The organism is Comamonas sp. GW821-FHT11H03 (assembly GCF_058807955.1).
Genome location: NZ_JBXARF010000002.1, coordinates 326716 through 344890, shown reverse-complemented (window position 1 = coordinate 344890; position 18175 = coordinate 326716). Strand labels below are relative to the sequence as shown.

Below are 18175 nucleotides of genomic sequence, written 5' to 3'. Positions count from 1 at the left end.
CACGTCGACGTGCCGCAGCAGCCCTGCCTATGAGTGTGTCCCAAAGCCTTGCGGTGATTGTTCTGCTGATTCTGCTCAGCGCCTTTTTCTCTGTGGCGGAGATTTCTCTGGCCGCCTCCCGCCGCCTGCGCCTGCGCCAGATGGCCGACGATGGCAATGAGGGAGCCGAGCATGCCCTGCGCGTACAGGAGCAGCCGGGCGAATATTTCACCGTGGTGCAAGTGGGACAGAATGCCGTCGCCATCCTCGGCGGCATCGTTGGCGAGGGGGCGTTCAGCCCCGCGTTGACCGAATTTTTCACGATCTGGTTCTCGCCCAGCCTCTCGACGACGCTCGGGTTCCTGCTCTCGTTTTTCATAGTCACCTCGGCCTTCATCCTGCTGGCCGACCTGTTGCCGCGCCGCATCAGCATGAACGAGCCCGAGCGCTATGTGGTGCGCGTGCTCGCGCCCATGCGCTGGTTTGTGGTGATCTTCAAGCCCATCATCTGGTTCTACAACCTGGCGACCGACACCCTGTTTCGCCTGCTCGGCCTGCCTGCCACGCGCGACGAGCGCATCACCAGCGACGACATCCTGGCCATGACCGAAGCGGGCACCAAGGCCGGCGTGCTGGCCGCCCGCGAGCAGCAGGTGATTGCCAACGTGTTCGAGCTGGACTCGCGCATCGTGGCCTCGGCCATGACGCAGCGCGAGCGCATTGCCTTTTTCTTCAAGGATGACGCCGACGCCATCATTCGCGCCCGCATTGCCGAGGAGCCCTTCTCCACCTACCCGGTCTGCGACGGCGATATCGACCATGTGATCGGCTATGTGGACGCCAAGGACCTGTTCCAGCGCGCGCTCAACAACCAGCCCCTGTCCCTGCAGGATGGATCGCTGATTCACAAGGTGCTCATCGTGCCCGACCGACTGAGTCTTGCAGAGGTGCTGGAGCAGTTCCGCATGGTGCACGAAGACTTTGCCGTCATCGTCAACGAGTACAGCCGCGTCGTCGGTGTCGTCACCCTGAACGATGTGATGAGCACGGTGATGGGCGATCTGGTCAGCCCTTCTGACGAGGAAGAGCAGATCGTCCGCCGCGACGAGCATTCCTGGCTGATCGACGGCGTCACCCCCGTCGAGGATGTGATGCGCGTGCTGCAACTGGACGATATGCCGCATGACGATGAATACGAAACCCTGGGCGGCTTCCTGATGGTCATGCTGCGCCGCGTGCCGCGCCGCACCGATGCGGTGATCTGGGGCGGCTACAAGTTTGAAGTGCTGGACGTGGACAGCTACCGCATCGACCAGGTCATGGTGACCCAGCTGCCCGAGCCCGCGGCCGAATCTGCCGCACCTTCGGCGGCCGCCGCGGCCAAGGTACAGGGCAGCGCCGCCCAGGCTCAGGCCAGCAAAAGCAGCCACTCCTGAATCAGTAGCTTCTTGCGCTTACCCCAAAAGGACTTCAGATTCTTTTATTGCTGAAACCAATGAAAAGAGAGCGCTAGGCGCTCTCTTTTTTTTGTATATCGCGACGGTATCAGACCGACTGCGGCTCCTCCACCAGCCAGCGCCGCTGCGCGCCGAACACGGCATTCGGATACTGGGGCTGGCCCCGGCTGCCGTTGTAGCGGCCCAGCGCCATATAGGCATCGCCCTTTTCGCGATCCATGTAGTGGCGCAGGATCACGCAGCCGAAGCGCAGATTGGTCTGCATGTGGAACAGCTTGCCGATATCGCCGTCACCGATCAGCCGCATCCAGAACGGCATGATCTGCATATAGCCGCGCGCACCCACGCTGGAGATGGCGTATTTGCGATAGCCGCTCTCCACCTGAATCAGGCCCATGACCATGGACACATCAAGGCCCGCGCGCTTGGACTCATACCAGACGGTCTGCAAGAACTCGCGCCGGACCTGAGGATCGGGCTTGCGCTTGGCCAGCTTGTCGCTGCAAGCCACCAGCCAGCGCAGATAGCTCATGCGCGCCTCTGTGGAGGTGAACTCCAGCTCGGGCGGGGCCCCAGAGCCGGCCACCGCTGCACTCAGGGCCGTACGTACCGAATCCGCCAGCGGCTCCTCCAGCTGACCGCCCGCCCATGCGGTGTGCGGCAGCAGCCAGCCCGCCGATGGAACGGCTAGCGAGGCTGCGGCAGTCAGACAGGAGCGGCGGCTGAGGAGGATTTCCGGCATTGAAGCAGCTTACAAGCCCAGGCGGCTCTTGAGGTGACCCAGCACCTCATTGGTCGCCAGCTTTGTGGCTTCTGTGTCACGGCGCTGCTGGTACTCGACCACGCCTTCCTTCAGGCCACGGTCGCCCAGCACCACGCGGTGGGGCACGCCGATCAGCTCCCAGTCGGCCAGCATGGCACCGGGGCGCTCGTCGCGGTCGTCCAGGATCACGTCCACGCCCAGTGCCAGCAGCTCGCCGTAGAGCTTCTCGGCCTCGGTCTTCACGGCCTCGCTGCGCCCCATGCCGATGGGGCAGATCACCACGGTGAACGGCGCAATCGCATCGGGCCAGATCATGCCGCGCTCGTCGTGGTTCTGCTCCACGGCAGCGGCGGGCAGGCGGGTCACGCCAATGCCGTAGCAACCCATCTCGAAGTGCTGCGGCTTGCCGTTGTCGCCCAGGAAGGTCGCGTCCATGGCCTTGGAATACTTGGTGCCCAGGTAGAACACATGGCCGATTTCAATGCCGCGCTCAATCGCCAGCTCACCCGCACCGTCGGGCGAGCGGTCGCCCGCCACCACATTGCGCAGATCAGCCACCACGGCGGGCTCGGGCAGATCACGGCCGAAGTTCACGCCGGTGATGTGGAAGTCTTCCTCGTTGGCGCCGCAGACCCAGTCGGCCATCACGGCCACATCGCGGTCCACCACGATGTTCACGGGCTTCTTCAGACCGATGGGGCCCAGATAGCCGGGCTTGGTGCCGAAATGCTCTTCGATCTCGCCCACGGTCGCGAAACGGAAGCCCGCCAGGCCCTCGACCTTGCCGACCTTGATCTCGTTCATCTCATGATCGCCGCGCAGCAACAGCAGCCACACCTGCGTCTTCACGATCAGACCCTTGTCGTCGAGCTCGTCCGTGGCCAGCACCAGCGACTTCACGGTCTGCGCCAGAGGCAGGCCCAGCTGCTCGGCCACGGCTTCGCAGGTGCTGTTGCCGGGTGTGGCGACCTTTTGCAGGGCCTGCGCGGCGGCAGGACGGGCCTGGGCGGGCGCCAGGCTCTCGGCCTTCTCGATATTGGCCGCGTAGTCGCTGCTCGGGCAGTAGACGATGGCGTCCTCGCCCGTGGAAGCGATGACCTGGAACTCCTCGCTCAGATCGCCACCGATGGCGCCCGAATCGGCACGTACGGCGCGGTACTGCAGACCGAAGCGATCGAAGATGCGCTTATAGGCTTCGCGCATGGTCTGGTAGCTGATCTGGGCCGCATCGCGATCCTTGTCGAAGGAATAGGCGTCCTTCATGATGAACTCGCGACCGCGCATCAGGCCGAAGCGCGGACGGCGCTCGTCACGGAACTTGGTCTGGATCTGGTAGAGGTTCTTGGGCAGCTGCTTGTAGCTCTTGAACTCCTGGCGCGCGATATCGGTGACCACTTCTTCGGAAGTGGGCTGGATCACGAAATCACGGCCATGGCGATCCTGGATGCGCAGCAGCTCGGGGCCCATCTTCTCGAAGCGGCCGGTTTCCTGCCACAGCTCAGCGGGCTGCACCACGGGCATGGTGGTTTCGATGGCACCGGCGCGGTTCATTTCCTCGCGCACGATGGCCTCGACCTTGCGGATCACCCGCAAGCCCATGGGCATGTAGTTGTAAATGCCAGCACCCAGCTTTTTGATCATGCCAGCCCGCATCATGAGCTTGTGGCTGACCACTTCGGCATCGGCCGGAGCTTCTTTCAGGGTGGAGATGAGAAATTGGGAGGCTTTCATGGAACTGGCAATTCAGTGGAAATAGGCATGGCCCGCTTGTCGATCACAAGGGGCCATGCATAATGAACACAATTCAAAAATTTGGGGTTTGATTATGCTTGACCGGGACGGATTTCGCCCGAACGTCGGCATCATCCTGCTCAACCAAAGAAACCAGGTGTTCTGGGGAAAACGCATTCGCACCCACAGCTGGCAGTTTCCGCAAGGTGGCATTGATCGGGGTGAGACACCCGAGCAAGCCATGTTTCGCGAGCTGCACGAGGAAGTGGGGCTGAAGCCCAATCACGTTCGCGTGGTTGCCCGCACCAGGGACTGGTTGCGCTACGAGGTGCCAGACAGGTACATCCGCCGCGACGCGCGCGGGCATTACAAAGGCCAGAAGCAGATATGGTTTTTGCTTCAACTGGTCGGGCATGACTGGGACTTGAACCTGCGTGCCACCGACCACCCTGAGTTCGATGCCTGGCGCTGGAATGACTACTGGGTTCCTCTGGATGTGGTGGTCGAATTCAAACGCGGCGTCTATGAAATGGCGTTGACCGAGCTCGCGCGCTTTTTACCGCGCGGCGAGCAGCAGCGCAACCGCTATCTGCGCAGCGGCATGCGGCCGCGCGAGCAGGAGGCAGGCCAGACCACCGGCAGCACTGCCCATCCGGGGCAGCACCATCAGGTCATGTACCCCGCCCGCACAGGGAGCTTTCGCATCAACCCCGGCATAGAGCTGCCGCCCGGTGCCAGTTTTGACCCGGACCCGCAGACCGGCATAGACAATCCGCCCGACCACAAGCCTCTGCAATGAACAAAGCCGTAATGCCTCGCAGCATTACGGCTTTTTTGTCGGCGGCCCAGACTCAGTGTCCGGCCACCACCATATTGTCGCGATGCATCATTTCGGGGCCGGCCGAGTAGCCCAGCAGCGCTTCGATCTCCGAGGAGCTCTTGCGGCACAGCAGTCGCGCTTCGGCGCTGGCATAGCTGGCCAGACCACGGGCGATCTCGGCGCCGTTCTCATCACGCACTGCAATCACTTCGCCGCGCGAGAAATCGCCCTCCACGGTGATCATGCCTATGGGCAGCAGGCTCTTGCCTTCATCACGCAGCTTGGAGACGGCACCCGCATCCACGGTCACCGAACCACGCAGCTGCAGATGATCGGCAATCCACTGCTTGCGCGCCTGCATCTTGTGCGTGTTGGCGACCAGCAGCGTGCCAATGGACTCGCCACGCGTCAGGCGCAGCAGCACGTCTTTCTCACGTCCCCAGGCGATCACGGTGGAAGCACCGGAGCCCGCTGCACGCTTGGCCGCCAGGATCTTGGTGATCATGCCGCCGGTGCCGATGGACAGGCCCGCGCCGCCGGCCATGGCTTCCAGCTCGGGGTTGCCGGCTTCGGCCACGTCGATGAACCTAGCATCAGGATTCTTGCGCGGATCGGCGCTGTAGAGGCCGCGCTGATCGGTCAGGATGACCAGGGCATCGGCCTCGACCAGATTGGCCACCAGCGCGCCCAGGGTGTCGTTGTCGCCAAAGCGGATCTCGTCGATCACCACCGTGTCGTTCTCGTTGATGACGGGCACCACGCCCAGCTGCAGCAGCGTCAGCAGCGTGGTGCGGGCGTTCAGATAGCGCTCGCGATCGGCCAGATCCGCATGGGTCAGCAGCACCTGGGCACTGGGCACGCCTTCGCCGCGCAGCTTGGTCTCGTACATCTGGGCCAGCCCCATCTGACCGACGGCAGCAGCGGCCTGCAACTCATGCACCTCGGTCGGACGCGTGGCCCAGCCCAGTCGCTTCATGCCTTCGGCAATGGCGCCGCTGGAGACCATGATGACTTCACGCTTGACGCCGTCTTCACCATTCACCAATGCCGCCAACTGGCGGCTCCACTCTTCAATGGCGGCCTCATCCAGACCACGACCTTCATTCGTAACCAGGCTGGAGCCGACTTTGACGACGATGCGACGGGCATCACGCAGCACATTGGAAGACATGAGAATTTACAGTGTTTTAAGCCTCTAACGCTTATGAATAAAGCGAAATCAGCTATTAAATTCAAAGCAAAACAGCGCACCAAGTGCGCTGCTGGGTTATACCCTCTAGCTTATTCCGGATCGTAAGAGGCGAAACGCGGATCGGTCATATCCAGACCAGAATCCTCGCCTCCCGCAAAACGAGGATCGATCTCCTTGGGAGCCTGTTCCGCCAGCTGCTGGTTGTGCACATGCTCGTAGATCTTGCGGATCAGCGGTTCGCAGCCTTCGCGGGTCAGCGCCGAGATCTCGTAGACCGGGCCCTTCCACTTGAAGCGCTTGACGAAGTCCTTGACCTTGGCGACACGCTCCTCTGCGGGAACCATGTCCAGCTTGTTGAGCACCAGCCAGCGCGGCTTGTCGTAGAGCTCGGCGTCGTACTTCTTGAGCTCGGCCACGATGGCCCTGGCCTGCTCCACCGGGTCCACGCCCTCGTCGAACGGTGCAATGTCCACGATATGCAGCAACAGACGCGTGCGCTGCAGATGGCGCAGGAACTGGTGACCCAGGCCAGCACCTTCGGAGGCGCCCTCGATCAGACCCGGAATGTCGGCCACCACAAAGCTCTGCTCGGCGGCCACGCGCACCACGCCCAGATTGGGATGCAAGGTGGTGAAGGGATAGTCGGCAATCTTGGGGCGGGCATTGGAGACGGCCGTGATGAAAGTAGACTTGCCGGCATTGGGCATGCCCAGCAGGCCCACATCGGCCAGCACCTTGAGCTCCAGCTTCAGGTTGCGGCGCTCGCCGGGATAGCCGGGAGTCTTCTGGCGCGGCGCCCTGTTGATGGCGCTCTTGAAACGCAGATTGCCGAAACCGCCGTCACCGCCCTTGGCGATGGTGATGACCTGGCCGGGCTCGAGCAGCTCGAACAGCACCTCGCCGGTATCCGCATCGCTGATGATGGTGCCCACGGGCATGTTCAGCGTGATGTCGTCACCGGCCGCACCAAACATGTCGGAGCCCATGCCGTGCTGACCGCGCTTGGCCTCGTGGCGACGCGAATAGCGGTAATCCACCAGCGTGTTCAGGTTCACATCGGCCACGGCGTACACATGACCGCCACGGCCGCCATCGCCACCGTCGGGGCCGCCAAATTCCTTGTATTTTTCGTGCCGGAAAGACACGCAACCATTGCCGCCGTCACCGGCTGCAATGTCGATAAAAGCTTCGTCAACGAACTTCATGAGGCATCCAGTCTACAAAATCGGTGTGCACCAGAAGCCCCGGGCCACACCTGAGTGGTCTATTACCATGCCCCATCTGCCAGAAATCTGCTGCCTGGAGCCTTTTCAAACAACAAAGCCCCGACAAGTCGGGGCTTTGTTTGAGTCAAAGACGACTTATGCAGCCGTGATGTTGACTGTTTGCTTGGACAGAGCGCCCTTCACACCGAACGACACGTGGCCGTCAACCAGTGCAAACAGGGTGTGATCCTTGCCCACGCCGACGTTCTCACCGGGGTGGAACTTGGTGCCGCGCTGACGCACGATGATGGAACCAGCTGTCACCAGCTCACCACCAAAGGCCTTCACGCCCAGCATTTTTGGCTTGGAATCACGTCCGTTACGCGTAGAGCCGCCGCCTTTTTTCTGTGCCATGACTTAGCTCCTAAAATTAAGCAGCGATTGCCACGATTTGCAGTTCGGTGAACTGCTGACGATGGCCTTGGCGCTTTTGATAGTGCTTACGACGGCGCATCTTGAAGATGTGCACTTTGTCGTGCTTGCCGTGAGCAACCACAGTTGCCTTTACAGATGCACCGGACACCAGGGGGGCACCAACCTTGATTTCAGCGCCGTTGCCGACGGCCAAAACTTGGTCGATCACGATTTCCTGGCCTACGTCCGCAGCAATCTGTTCTACCTTGATCTTTTCGCCAGCTGCAACGCGATACTGCTTGCCGCCGGTTTTTATGACTGCGTACATTGAAAACCTCTAAATTTTGAGAGTTCCATGAAATGATTTCCACGGAGCCGGCGATTCTAGCACGCATGCATTTTCTCTGCCGCCATACCCCCAGGAAGCGCTTCGGGATCTCCGCAAGCCGCGACCGTGACCCCCTGGCTGCACGAAACGGGATGCCAGCCGCAAGCGCGCGGCAAGGCCGCAGACCGCCCGCAAAGCCTCTGTTCACTTGAACGGGCTCTGAGGACACCACGCAAAATCCTGTTGCATCTTCCTATAATCGTGAGTCCACTTGGCGGTTCATCACCTTGACTACAGAAATTTCCACATCCAATCCGCTTGCCTTGATCGCAGATGACATGCGCGAAGTGGATATCGTCATTGCTCAGCGACTGACAACCAGCGTCCCCCTGATCGCACAGATCTCCCAATACATCATTGCCGCCGGCGGCAAGCGCCTGCGCCCGGCACTGCTGCTGCTGATCGCCGGCGCCCTGGGCCACCAGGCCAAGAGCAAATACATCCTGGCCGCCGTGGTGGAGCTGATTCACACCGCGACCTTGCTGCACGACGACGTGGTGGACGAATCCACGCTGCGTCGTGGCAGGGCCACGGCCAACGAGACCTTTGGCAACCCTGCCAGCGTTCTGGTCGGAGACTTCCTGCACACCCGCTCCTTCCAGATGATGGTGGAAGTGGGCAGCATGCGTGTGCTGCAGATTCTGTCCGACGCCACCAACGTGATCGCAGAAGGCGAAGTCCAGCAGCTCATCAACACTCATGATGCTTCGCTGAATGAAGCCGGCTATCTGCACGTCATCCGCTCCAAGACCGCCCAGCTATTCGAGGCCAGCGCACAGCTGGCAGCCGTGCTGGCGGATGCCACGCCCGAAGTGGAGCAAGCCTGTGCAGCCTACGGCCAGGCACTTGGAACGGCATTCCAGATCATTGACGATGTGCTCGACTACACCGGCAACGCTCAGGAAATGGGCAAGAACCTGGGCGATGACCTGCGCGAAGGCAAATGCACCCTGCCCCTGATCGCCGCCATGCAGCGCGGCAACGCCGAGCAGGCTGCCATCGTGCGCAACGCCATCGAACAAGGCTCTACGGATCAACTGGATGCCGTAGTGGAAATCGTGCGCAGCACCGGCGCCCTGGACGTTGCCCGAGCCGCCGCGCACGCGGAAGCTCAGCGCGCCATTGATGCTTTGGCTTCGCTGCCAAGCAATACATACACCGCAAGTTTGCTACAATTGGCTTCTCAGCTTTTGGAGCGCCGCACCTGAATCGCCAGGTACACCATGGTGCTCGGCAAACAAAGCCTGCGGGGTGTAGCTTAGCCTGGTAGAGCGCTACGTTCGGGACGTAGAGGCCGGAGGTTCGAATCCTCTCACCCCGACCAATTTCATTTTTGTCGCAGTTTCTTGCGCCATGTTCAATGACGCGGCATTGACGCATGCATGCGCCTGTGGCGACCTGTCGTTTGTCACAACAAGAATGGTAGGATAGGTCCTCTCCCACCCCTCCCAGACTTGGATACATGGCCGCTGCCGACAATCTGCAAAAGAACGCCCCTGCGCCCATCGCCATCCCTGGTCTAGGCAGAGCCCTGATTTCTGCAGGAAAGGTTTCGCAGCAAGCCGCCGAGAACGCTGCCAAGAAAGCCGCCACAGGCAAGACCCCGTTCATTACCGAGCTCAGCCAGTCTGGCGAAATCAGCGCGCTGGAAATTGCCGAAACCATTTCCATGATGTTCAGCACTCCGCTGCTGGACCTCAATGCGATCGACGTCCAGCAACTTCCGCGCGAACTGCTGGACCCGAAAATCAGCAACGCCTATCGTGTGCTGGCAATCAGCAAGCGCGGCAATCGGCTCACCATCGCCACGGCAGACCCCACTCAGCAGGAAGCTGCCGAACAGATCAAATTCACGACTCAGTTGCTGGTGGACTGGGTGGTTGTCGAGGCCGACAAGCTGCAAAAGCTCGTCGAGCAGACCGGCAAGAGCGCCAGCGAATCCCTGGACCCCTATTCCAGCTCCGGAGACTTTGACTTTGACGACGTCAAGATCGAGGATACCCCCGAGGAAAAAGACAATACCGTCGGCGCCGAGGTCGAGGATGCGCCGGTCGTCAAGTTTCTGCACAAGATGCTGCTGGACGCCTTCAATATGCGCGCATCCGACTTGCATTTCGAGCCCTACGAACACAATTACCGCGTGCGCTTTCGCATCGACGGCGAACTGCGCGAGATAGCCTCTCCTCCTATCGCGATCAAGGACAAGCTGGCTTCGCGCATCAAGGTGATCTCGCGCCTGGACATCTCGGAGAAACGCGTTCCGCAGGACGGCCGCATGAAGCTCAAGGTCGGCCCCGACCGCGTCATCGACTTTCGTGTCAGCACCTTGCCCACGCTGTTTGGCGAGAAGATCGTGATCCGTATCCTGGACCCGAGCTCGGCCAAGATGGGCATCGACGCCCTGGGCTACGAGCCCGAGGAAAAAGAGCGCCTGCTCAAGGCCATCAACCGTCCCTACGGGATGATTCTGGTCACCGGCCCCACGGGCTCGGGCAAGACCGTGTCGCTCTACACCTGCCTGAACCTACTCAACCAGCCGGGCGTGAACATTGCCACCGCCGAAGACCCCTCCGAAATCAACATGCCCGGCGTCAACCAGGTCAATGTGAACGAGAAGGCCGGCCTGACCTTTGCTGCTGCGCTCAAATCCTTTCTGCGCCAGGACCCGGACATCATCATGGTCGGCGAAATCCGCGACCTGGAAACCGCCGACATCTCGATCAAGGCCGCCCAGACCGGTCACCTGGTGCTGTCCACGCTGCACACCAATGACGCTCCGACCACGCTGACACGCATGCGCAATATGGGCATCGCCCCTTTCAATATTGCCTCCAGCGTGATTTTGATCACCGCCCAGCGTCTGGCGCGACGCCTGTGCGCGCAGTGCAAGGAGCCTGCCGACATACCGCATGAGGCCCTGCTCGAGGCGGGCTACGATGAAGCCGAACTCAATGGCAGCTGGGTCAGCTACAAGCCTGTCGGCTGCCCGGCCTGCAACAACGGCTACAAGGGACGTGTCGGTATCTATCAGGTGATGCCCATCAGCGAAGAAATTCAACGCATCATCTTGCGTGACGGCAGCGCTCTGGAGATTGCCGAACAGGCAAAGGCCGAAGGAGTACGCTCTCTGCGCGGCTCGGGCCTGCATAAAGTCAAGTTGGGTCTGACCTCACTCGAAGAAGTGCTGGCTGTCACCAACGAATAAAACCAGTATCAGTGAGGGAACGCCATGGCAAGCGCAGCGTCCAAGGGAATCAAGGAATTTCTCTTCGAGTGGGAAGGTAAGGACCGCAACGGCAAGATCGTTCGCGGCGAGACTCGTGCCGGTGGAGAAAACCAGATCCAGGCCATGCTGCGCCGCCAGGGCGTGACTCCGTCCAAGATCAAGAAGCGCAGGACCCGCGGCGGCAAGAAGATCAAGCCCAAGGACATTGCGCTGTTCACGCGCCAGCTGGCCACCATGATGAAGGCCGGCGTGCCGCTGCTGCAGTCTTTCGACATCGTGGGCCGAGGCAACACCAATCCCAATGTCACCAAGCTGCTCAACGACATCCGCTCAGACGTGGAAACCGGCACCTCGCTGAGCGCGGCCTTTCGCAAGTTTCCGCTCTATTTCAACAACCTCTACTGCAACCTGGTGGAGGCCGGCGAGGCCGCAGGTATTCTGGAATCGCTGCTGGACCGTCTTGCCACCTACATGGAAAAGACGGAGGCCATCAAGTCCAAGATCAAGTCGGCGCTGATGTACCCCATGTCGGTCGTGATCGTGGCCTTTATCGTGGTGACCGTGATCATGATCTTCGTGATCCCGGCCTTCAAGGAGGTCTTCACCTCCTTTGGCGCCGACCTGCCCGCGCCCACGCTGCTGGTGATGGGCATCAGCGATTACTTTGTCCAGTACTGGTGGCTGATCTTCGGCGTGCTGGGTGGCGGCATCTATTTCTTCATGCAGGCCTGGAAGCGCAACGAGCGCGTGCAGCAGTTCATGGACCGCGCCATACTCAAGCTGCCTATCTTCGGCGTGCTGATTGAAAAGTCCTGCGTGGCCCGCTGGACGCGTACGCTGTCCACCATGTTTGCCGCCGGCGTGCCGCTGGTCGAGGCGCTGGACTCCGTGGGAGGTGCCTCGGGCAATTACCTCTACAGAAACGCCACCGACAGGATTCAGTCGGAAGTCTCAACGGGCACCAGCCTCACGGTTGCCATGGCCAATGCCAATATCTTCCCTTCCATGGTGCTGCAGATGTGCGCCATCGGCGAGGAGTCGGGCGCCATCGACCATATGCTGGGCAAGGCAGCCGATTTCTATGAGAGCGAAGTCGACGAAATGGTGGCGGGTCTGTCCAGCCTGATGGAGCCCATCATCATCGTCTTCCTGGGTACCTTGATCGGCGGCATCGTGGTGTCCATGTATCTGCCTATCTTCAAGATGGGGCAAGTGGTGTGATGATTTCCGAACTGGTGTTGAATGCCGCTGCCGGCGGCGTCCTGGGCTTGCTGATCGGCAGCTTTTTGAATGTGGTGATCCACCGCCTGCCTCTGATGATGGAGCAGGAATGGCATGCCGAAGGTGCGCAATGGGCCGAAGAACAAAAGGACAAGGGCGCCAGGATCGAGCTGCCGCCGGCCAAGCCTGCTGTCACTCTGAGCCAGCCTCGTTCGCGCTGCCCGCATTGCGGTCATCAGATTGCCTGGTACGAGAACATTCCCGTGCTGAGCTATCTGTTTCTGCGCGGCCGCTGCGCCGAGTGCAAAAAGCCCATCAGCCTGCGCTACCCGGTGGTTGAACTGGTCTGCGCCGCGCTGTTTGCCTTCTGCCTGGGCCGCGACGGCCTGACCGCCACCGGCTTTGCCTGGTGCGGCTTCAGCGCGGCGCTGCTGGCGCTTGCACTGATAGATTGGGACACCACATTCCTGCCGGACTCCATCACTCTGCCCCTGCTCTGGGCCGGCCTGATCGCCTCCGCACTGCAGTGGACCAGCGTACCTTTGCAGCAATCGCTGTGGGGTGCTGTCGCAGGCTATATGTCGCTATGGCTTGTCTTTTGGGCCTTCAAGCTGGCAACGGGCAAGGAAGGCATGGGCTACGGCGACTTCAAGCTGTTTGCCGCACTCGGTGCCTGGTTTGGTTGGCAGGCACTGGTACCCATCATTCTCATGGCATCGGTCGTGGGTGCCGTCATCGGCATTGCACTCAAGATCAACAGCCAGCTGCGCGAAGGCGGCTATGTGCCCTTCGGTCCCTTTCTCGCCGGCGGCGGTTTCGTCAGTCTGATCTGGGGCCCGCAAGCGGTGCTCAGCTTTGCAGGCCTGTAAGCCATGAACGTCGCACCTGAGCGCTCACCATTCAGGCTAGGGCTGACGGGCGGCATCGGCAGCGGCAAAAGCACCGTTGCAGCCAGGCTGCAGGCATGCGGCGCAACGCTGATTGATGCCGACCATATCTCACGCAGCCTGACGGCAAGCGGCGGCATCGCCCTGCCGCTTATCGCTCAGGATTTTGGCGCCGACCTGATCGACGCGCAGGGCGCCCTCAACCGCGTCCGCATGCGCGAGCTGGTCTTCGCCGATCCGTCCGCGCGGCAACGCCTGGAAGCCATACTCCACCCCCTGATCGCCGAGCAGACCCGGCAGCAGCATGAAGCAGCCGTGGCGGCCGGCAGCCAACTCATCGTGCACGACATTCCGCTGCTGGTCGAGTCCGGCCACTGGCGAGCACGCCTGGATGGCGTGCTGGTCGTGGATTGCCGAGAGAGCACGCAGTCAGAGCGCGTCATGGCGCGCAGCGCTCTCACACACGAGGCCGTGCAGGCCATCATCGACGCCCAGGCCACGCGTGCCCAGCGTCTGGCCACGGCCGACTGGGTCATCTATAACGATGACGGGGTCACAATCGAAACTCTCCACGCATATACCGATCAAATCGCTGCATGGTTCGGGCTATGATGCAGGCCATGGCTTGGCCTGTGCGTGTGATCGCCGCATGTGCACGTTGACCGCTGATTCCTGTGCGCCCCGAGGAGCCCAGCAAACGTGATCCTGTACGAATATCCTTTTAACGAGCGTCTGAGAACTTATCTGCGCCTTGAGCAGCTGTATCGCCGTCTGCGCGAGCTGCTGACCCGCGCGCATTCGGTCGATCATCATTTCGCCCTGATCACCATCTTCGAGATCATGGACGTGGCCTCGCGCAGCGATCTGCGGGCCGACGTCATCAAGGATCTGGAGCGCCAGAAGCACCTGCTGGACGTGTTGCGCGACAACCCCGATATTTCCCAGCACATGCTGCACCAGGTGGCGCGCCAGGTGGAGAGCTGCTTTGCCACCATCAATGCACAGACCGGCAAGACCGGCCAGGCGCTGACCGAAAACGAATGGCTGATGTCCATCCGCAGCCGTGTGGGCATACCCGGCGGCACCTGCAGCTTTGACCTGCCGGCCTATCACGCCTGGCAGAACCTCGATCCGCGCTACCGCCAGCGTGACCTCGAAGACTGGGCCAGCGAGCTGACCCCGCTGGGTCAGGCGCTTGAGCTGATCCTGCAGCTGCTGCGCGAAACCGGCATTCCCCAGCGCGTGGTGGCCGAGCAAGGCGTGTTCCAGCAGGCCATGCCGGCCGGCCGCAGCTTCCAGCTGCTGCGCCTGCGCATAGATCCCCATCTGAATCTGGTGCCCGAGATCAGCGGCAACCGCCTGCTGGTATCGGTGCGCCTGCTCAGGCTGGCCAATGGCAGCAAGCCTCAGCCCAGCAATGACGACGCCTCTTTCGAGCTGACGCTCTGCGCATAAGTCACCGGCAGTCTTCTCGCCCCGATTGAGCCGCAAATTGCGGCTCAATGGCTTTCAGGGTCAGCCACCCGTGTTTTCCAGCTGTGATACATCTACGCCATGAGCACTGACAAGCAATCCCCCACCATGGTGAAATGCCCGACCTGCGGCGGCCCCAGCGTTTTTTTGCCCAGCAACAAATTCCGCCCCTTCTGCAGCGAGCGTTGCCGCAATATCGACCTGGGCGCCTGGGGCAATGAAGAGTTCCGCGTTCCGGCTCAGACGCCCCCCGAAGATGCGCCATTTGGCGATCCACGCACGGAAAACTAAGCGCATACCGCTTCAATCCACGGGCTGCTGCGCCTCGTAATGGCTTTGATCAAAGACCAGTCCACGCTCCTCGCTCAGCCATTGCAGCACGGGATAGGCGCCCGGCAGGACCGGGTGCACATCGAGCGGCAACTGCTGCCAGGCCATCTGCTGGCCCTCGCGCATCTCGAACTCGCCCGTCCATTGCGTCACCTTGCACCAGTGCAGACGCACCAGCGCATGCGGGTAGTCATGCTCGGTCACCTTCCAGGCATGGGCCTGGCCAATGGTCACGCCCAGCTCTTCGATCAGCTCGCGGCGCAAGGCCTCTTCCACGCTCTCGCCAGCTTCCAGCTTGCCGCCAGGAAACTCCCAGTAGCCCGCATAAGGCTTGCCTGCAGGGCGGCTTGAAATCAGCAGCGCCCCATCGGATTCGCGCAACAGCACGCCCACGGCCACTTCCGTGTGCTTGCGCTGCGCCTGTGTTTCAGCAGTCACTTCCACAACACTCTTTCTTCATTCCAGGTCTGCTTCTTCAGCCAGACCGTCCACATCTTCAATGCGTTTCTTGACCGTCACGGGGCGCTCGTTGCGGCCCGCGTAGTCGCGCGCGAACTGGTGGGCCACACGGCCGCTTCGCGAGCCGCGCTCCAGCGCCCAGACCAGGGCTTCGGGCCTGGCCGACTCGATGGTGGCCTGGTCCATGCCCAGCGCTGACAGCCACTGCGCCACCACGCGCAGATACTCGTCCTGGCTGAAGGGGTAGAAGCTCACCCAGAGGCCGAAGCGCTCGGACAGGGAGATTTTTTCTTCCACCACCTCGCCAGGGTGGATCTCGCCGTTCTCGCTTTTTTGCTGCGCCAGGTTGTCCGTCATGTACTCGGGCAGCAGATGGCGGCGATTGCTGGTGGCATAGACCAGCACATTGGGCGTGGCCGCCGAGACCGAGCCATCCAGCATGGATTTCATGGCCTTGTAGCCGGGCTCGCCCTCTTCAAAGCTCAGATCGTCGCAATAGATGATGAACTTCTCGCTTCGGCCCGCAACCACGTCGACGATGTCGGGCAGATCGGTCAGATCGACCTTGTCCACCTCGATCAGACGCAGACCCTGGGGTGCATAGCTGTGCAGGCAGGCGCGGATCAGCGAGGACTTGCCCGTGCCACGCGCGCCTGTCAGCAGCACGTTGTTCGCCGTGCGACCGCTGACGAACTGCTCGGTATTGCGGGCAATCTTTTCCTTTTGCACATCGATGTTCTGCAGATCCGACAACTGCATGGCACCCACATGGCGCACCGGCTCCAGCACGCCGCAGCCGTTGGCTCGCTTGCGGTAGCGCCAGGCAATCGCCGCACCCCAGTCGGCAGGTGCCTGCAGGGGCTGGGGCAGCACGGACTCGATGCGCTGCATCAATTGCTCGGCACGCTCGACCAGGCGCTCCAAAGGGTTCATCACATCTTGCACGACCAAATCTCCATATTTTTATAGCTTCTTGCGCTTGATGGATCTTGATTTCAGCTTGAAAAGCAATCAAAACTCAATATAGACAAGCGCAAACAGCTCCTGAAATTGAAGCACCCAAATAGGGGCGCTCACCAGCAAGGGACAGCGAGCAAGCGCCGCCGCGCAGCGAGGCTGTCGTTCCCCTCCCCTAGCGCGCAGCGCGTAGAGAGAGGGGGAAGCGGTGGGGCCGCCCAGGCGCCGCCGCTCAGGGGGTGCTCAATTACGACCGGTAATCCGCATTGATCGTCACATACTCGTGACTCAGATCGCAGGTCCACACCGTCTGCGCGGCATCGCCACGACCCAGCACCACGCGCACCACGATCTCCTGCTGTTTCATCACGCGCTGACCGTCTTCTTCCTTGTAGGAAGGGTTGCGTCCGCCGTCGACCACCACATGCACATCATCCAGGTACAGATCGATCTTGGTCTGATCCAGATCGGCAATGCCGGCATAGCCTACAGCAGCCAGGATGCGCCCCAGGTTGGGGTCGGAAGCAAAAAAGGCCGTCTTGACCAGGGGCGAGTGGGCAATGGAGTAAGCGACCAGGCGGCACTCTTCCTCATTCTTGCCGCCCTCGACCTTGACGCTGATGAACTTGGTGGCGCCCTCGCCATCGCGCACAATGGCTTGCGCGAGCTTTTGCGCAACTTCCAGCAATGCTGCCTTGAGCTGCTCGCCCTCGGCGCTGGAGAGCGCCTTGATCTGGGCGTTGCCTGCCTTGTGGGTGGCGATCAGCACGAACGAGTCATTGGTGGAGGTGTCGCCATCAATGGTCACGCGGTTGAAGGAGCCGTCTGCCAGCTCCTTGACCAGGGGCTGCAGCAGCTCGGGTGCGATCGCCGCATCGGTGGCCAGAAAGCCCAGCATGGTCGCCATATTGGGGCGGATCATGCCCGCACCCTTGCTGATGCCGGTGATGGAGACCGTCTTGCCGCCAATGCTGACGCTGCGGCTGAAGGCCTTGGGCAAGGTGTCGGTGGTCATGATGCCTTCGGCAGCCGTGGCCCAGTTATCAGCCTTGGCGGCAGCGATGGCCTTGGGCATGCCCGCCACGATGCGGTCCACGGGCAACTCCTCCATGATCACGCCGGTGGAAAAAGGCAGGATCTGGCCCGCATTCAGATCCAGCTCCCGGGCCAGCGCAGCGCAGGTGGCACGGGCATTGGCCAGACCGGCTGCGCCGGTGCCGGCATTGGCATTGCCAGTGTTGATGACCATGGCGCGGATGCCGGTGCCGGCCGCCAGATGCTCGCGGCAGATCTGCACGGGAGCGGCGCAGAAACGGTTCCGGGTGAACACGCCGGCCACCGAGGTGCCTTCGTCGAGCAGGAACACCGTCAGGTCCTTGCGATTGGCCTTGCGCACGCCGGCTTCGGTAACGCCAATGCGAACGCCATTGATCGCCAGCAGATCAGCGGCGACGGGAGCGGAAAGATTCACGGACATTTCTGTATGTTCCTGACAAAGGCCTCCCCCTGTGCCGCTGCGCGGCTTCCCCCGAGGGGGACGACATCTTCGCCGCGAGGCGGCTCTTGCTCGATGTCTCTGGCCAAGAGCGCGCCCCGTGCTGCAGCCTAGGGGTCGAAAGTTAAAACGTTCTCCATTATCGGAACAAACGGAGGCCTGATCGGACTTGCCGGAT

Annotated in this window: 18 protein-coding genes and 1 tRNA gene; 10 read left to right on the top strand and 9 right to left on the bottom strand. The window is 61.4% G+C overall.

The window, feature by feature from the left end; genetic code table 11:
• The first annotated feature begins 29 nt into the window (after positions 1-29).
• Positions 30-1415 (top strand): polyamine export protein PaeA, encoded by a 1386-nt coding sequence (gene paeA / locus AC1RTQ_RS06070; protein WP_492874706.1) that lies wholly within the window; start codon positions 30-32, stop codon positions 1413-1415.
• A 109-nt stretch (positions 1416-1524) separates the two neighbouring features.
• Here the strand turns inward: paeA and AC1RTQ_RS06065 are convergent, their stop codons facing one another.
• Complete coding sequence (locus AC1RTQ_RS06065) at positions 1525-2178, bottom strand: lytic transglycosylase domain-containing protein (RefSeq protein ID WP_492874705.1); 654 nt, start codon at positions 2176-2178, stop codon at positions 1525-1527.
• A gap of 9 nt (positions 2179-2187) precedes the next feature.
• Positions 2188-3930: a proline--tRNA ligase gene (locus AC1RTQ_RS06060; RefSeq protein WP_302092182.1), complete on the bottom strand. Its 1743-nt coding sequence runs from the start codon at positions 3928-3930 to the stop codon at positions 2188-2190.
• Positions 3931-4024: 94 nt separating this feature from the next.
• Here AC1RTQ_RS06060 and AC1RTQ_RS06055 point away from each other — a divergent pair, with 94 nt between their 5' ends.
• On the top strand, positions 4025-4729 hold the full coding sequence (locus tag AC1RTQ_RS06055; protein ID WP_302092183.1) for an RNA pyrophosphohydrolase: 705 nt from the start codon (positions 4025-4027) through the stop codon (positions 4727-4729).
• Positions 4730-4781: 52 nt separating this feature from the next.
• Here AC1RTQ_RS06055 and proB read toward each other — a convergent pair whose 3' ends face one another.
• From proB to rplU, 4 genes are all read right to left on the bottom strand, one after another.
• Positions 4782-5921, bottom strand: a complete 1140-nt coding sequence (gene proB / locus AC1RTQ_RS06050) for a glutamate 5-kinase (RefSeq protein WP_003073991.1) — start codon at positions 5919-5921, stop codon at positions 4782-4784.
• Between the two features lie 110 nt (positions 5922-6031).
• A complete protein-coding gene (gene cgtA / locus AC1RTQ_RS06045) occupies positions 6032-7147 on the bottom strand; it encodes an Obg family GTPase CgtA (protein WP_492874704.1) in 1116 nt (371 codons plus the stop codon).
• Positions 7148-7303: 156 nt separating this feature from the next.
• The gene (gene rpmA / locus AC1RTQ_RS06040; protein ID WP_003058534.1) at positions 7304-7561 is read right to left on the bottom strand and encodes a 50S ribosomal protein L27; all 258 of its coding nucleotides are present in this window, start codon (positions 7559-7561) and stop codon (positions 7304-7306) included.
• Positions 7562-7577: 16 nt separating this feature from the next.
• Positions 7578-7889 carry a 50S ribosomal protein L21 gene (gene rplU / locus AC1RTQ_RS06035; RefSeq protein ID WP_003058536.1) on the bottom strand — a complete coding sequence of 104 codons (312 nt, stop codon included), beginning with the start codon at positions 7887-7889 and terminating at the stop codon, positions 7578-7580.
• A 338-nt stretch (positions 7890-8227) separates the two neighbouring features.
• Between rplU and AC1RTQ_RS06030 the strand changes: the two genes are divergently transcribed.
• From AC1RTQ_RS06030 to AC1RTQ_RS05995, 8 genes are all read left to right on the top strand, one after another.
• Positions 8228-9157, top strand: a complete 930-nt coding sequence (locus AC1RTQ_RS06030) for a polyprenyl synthetase family protein (RefSeq protein WP_492874703.1) — start codon at positions 8228-8230, stop codon at positions 9155-9157.
• A 39-nt stretch (positions 9158-9196) separates the two neighbouring features.
• A tRNA-Pro gene (locus AC1RTQ_RS06025) sits at positions 9197-9273 on the top strand.
• 138 nt (positions 9274-9411) lie between these two features.
• On the top strand, positions 9412-11154 hold the full coding sequence (gene pilB, locus AC1RTQ_RS06020) for a type IV-A pilus assembly ATPase PilB (RefSeq protein ID WP_492874702.1): 1743 nt from the start codon (positions 9412-9414) through the stop codon (positions 11152-11154).
• 24 nt (positions 11155-11178) lie between these two features.
• Entirely contained in the window at positions 11179-12396 is a 1218-nt protein-coding gene (locus AC1RTQ_RS06015; RefSeq protein ID WP_492874701.1) for a type II secretion system F family protein, read from the top strand.
• Positions 12396-13265 carry a prepilin peptidase gene (locus AC1RTQ_RS06010; RefSeq protein ID WP_492874700.1) on the top strand — a complete coding sequence of 290 codons (870 nt, stop codon included), beginning with the start codon at positions 12396-12398 and terminating at the stop codon, positions 13263-13265. Before AC1RTQ_RS06015 ends, AC1RTQ_RS06010 begins: the two co-directional genes overlap by 1 nt.
• A gap of 3 nt (positions 13266-13268) precedes the next feature.
• Complete coding sequence (coaE, locus tag AC1RTQ_RS06005) at positions 13269-13895, top strand: dephospho-CoA kinase (protein ID WP_492874699.1); 627 nt, start codon at positions 13269-13271, stop codon at positions 13893-13895.
• 87 nt (positions 13896-13982) lie between these two features.
• Positions 13983-14738, top strand: a complete 756-nt coding sequence (gene zapD, locus AC1RTQ_RS06000; protein ID WP_302092191.1) for a cell division protein ZapD — start codon at positions 13983-13985, stop codon at positions 14736-14738.
• A 99-nt stretch (positions 14739-14837) separates the two neighbouring features.
• Complete coding sequence (locus tag AC1RTQ_RS05995) at positions 14838-15047, top strand: DNA gyrase inhibitor YacG (RefSeq protein ID WP_034357520.1); 210 nt, start codon at positions 14838-14840, stop codon at positions 15045-15047.
• Between the two features lie 12 nt (positions 15048-15059).
• Here AC1RTQ_RS05995 and AC1RTQ_RS05990 read toward each other — a convergent pair whose 3' ends face one another.
• From AC1RTQ_RS05990 to argJ, 3 genes are all read right to left on the bottom strand, one after another.
• Positions 15060-15530 carry an NUDIX domain-containing protein gene (locus tag AC1RTQ_RS05990; RefSeq protein WP_302092192.1) on the bottom strand — a complete coding sequence of 157 codons (471 nt, stop codon included), beginning with the start codon at positions 15528-15530 and terminating at the stop codon, positions 15060-15062.
• 12 nt (positions 15531-15542) lie between these two features.
• Complete coding sequence (locus tag AC1RTQ_RS05985) at positions 15543-16478, bottom strand: ATP-binding protein (protein ID WP_492874975.1); 936 nt, start codon at positions 16476-16478, stop codon at positions 15543-15545.
• 271 nt (positions 16479-16749) lie between these two features.
• The gene (gene argJ, locus AC1RTQ_RS05980; protein WP_492874698.1) at positions 16750-17979 is read right to left on the bottom strand and encodes a bifunctional glutamate N-acetyltransferase/amino-acid acetyltransferase ArgJ; all 1230 of its coding nucleotides are present in this window, start codon (positions 17977-17979) and stop codon (positions 16750-16752) included.
• Between the last annotated feature and the right edge of the window lie 196 nt (positions 17980-18175).

What these genes read in the sequence shown, in the direction of transcription:
- paeA (WP_492874706.1), top strand. Translation starts at nt 30, where the DNA reads ATGAGTGTGTCCCAAAGCCTTGCGGTGATTGTTCTGCTGATTCTGCTC.
- AC1RTQ_RS06065 (WP_492874705.1), bottom strand. Translation starts at nt 2,178, where the DNA reads ATGCCGGAAATCCTCCTCAGCCGCCGCTCCTGTCTGACTGCCGCAGCC.
- AC1RTQ_RS06060 (WP_302092182.1), bottom strand. Translation starts at nt 3,930, where the DNA reads ATGAAAGCCTCCCAATTTCTCATCTCCACCCTGAAAGAAGCTCCGGCC.
- AC1RTQ_RS06055 (WP_302092183.1), top strand. Translation starts at nt 4,025, where the DNA reads ATGCTTGACCGGGACGGATTTCGCCCGAACGTCGGCATCATCCTGCTC.
- proB (WP_003073991.1), bottom strand. Translation starts at nt 5,921, where the DNA reads ATGTCTTCCAATGTGCTGCGTGATGCCCGTCGCATCGTCGTCAAAGTC.
- cgtA (WP_492874704.1), bottom strand. Translation starts at nt 7,147, where the DNA reads ATGAAGTTCGTTGACGAAGCTTTTATCGACATTGCAGCCGGTGACGGC.
- rpmA (WP_003058534.1), bottom strand. Translation starts at nt 7,561, where the DNA reads ATGGCACAGAAAAAAGGCGGCGGCTCTACGCGTAACGGACGTGATTCC.
- rplU (WP_003058536.1), bottom strand. Translation starts at nt 7,889, where the DNA reads ATGTACGCAGTCATAAAAACCGGCGGCAAGCAGTATCGCGTTGCAGCT.
- AC1RTQ_RS06030 (WP_492874703.1), top strand. Translation starts at nt 8,228, where the DNA reads ATGCGCGAAGTGGATATCGTCATTGCTCAGCGACTGACAACCAGCGTC.
- pilB (WP_492874702.1), top strand. Translation starts at nt 9,412, where the DNA reads ATGGCCGCTGCCGACAATCTGCAAAAGAACGCCCCTGCGCCCATCGCC.
- AC1RTQ_RS06015 (WP_492874701.1), top strand. Translation starts at nt 11,179, where the DNA reads ATGGCAAGCGCAGCGTCCAAGGGAATCAAGGAATTTCTCTTCGAGTGG.
- AC1RTQ_RS06010 (WP_492874700.1), top strand. Translation starts at nt 12,396, where the DNA reads ATGATTTCCGAACTGGTGTTGAATGCCGCTGCCGGCGGCGTCCTGGGC.
- coaE (WP_492874699.1), top strand. Translation starts at nt 13,269, where the DNA reads ATGAACGTCGCACCTGAGCGCTCACCATTCAGGCTAGGGCTGACGGGC.
- AC1RTQ_RS05995 (WP_034357520.1), top strand. Translation starts at nt 14,838, where the DNA reads ATGAGCACTGACAAGCAATCCCCCACCATGGTGAAATGCCCGACCTGC.
- AC1RTQ_RS05985 (WP_492874975.1), bottom strand. Translation starts at nt 16,478, where the DNA reads ATGAACCCTTTGGAGCGCCTGGTCGAGCGTGCCGAGCAATTGATGCAG.
- argJ (WP_492874698.1), bottom strand. Translation starts at nt 17,979, where the DNA reads ATGTCCGTGAATCTTTCCGCTCCCGTCGCCGCTGATCTGCTGGCGATC.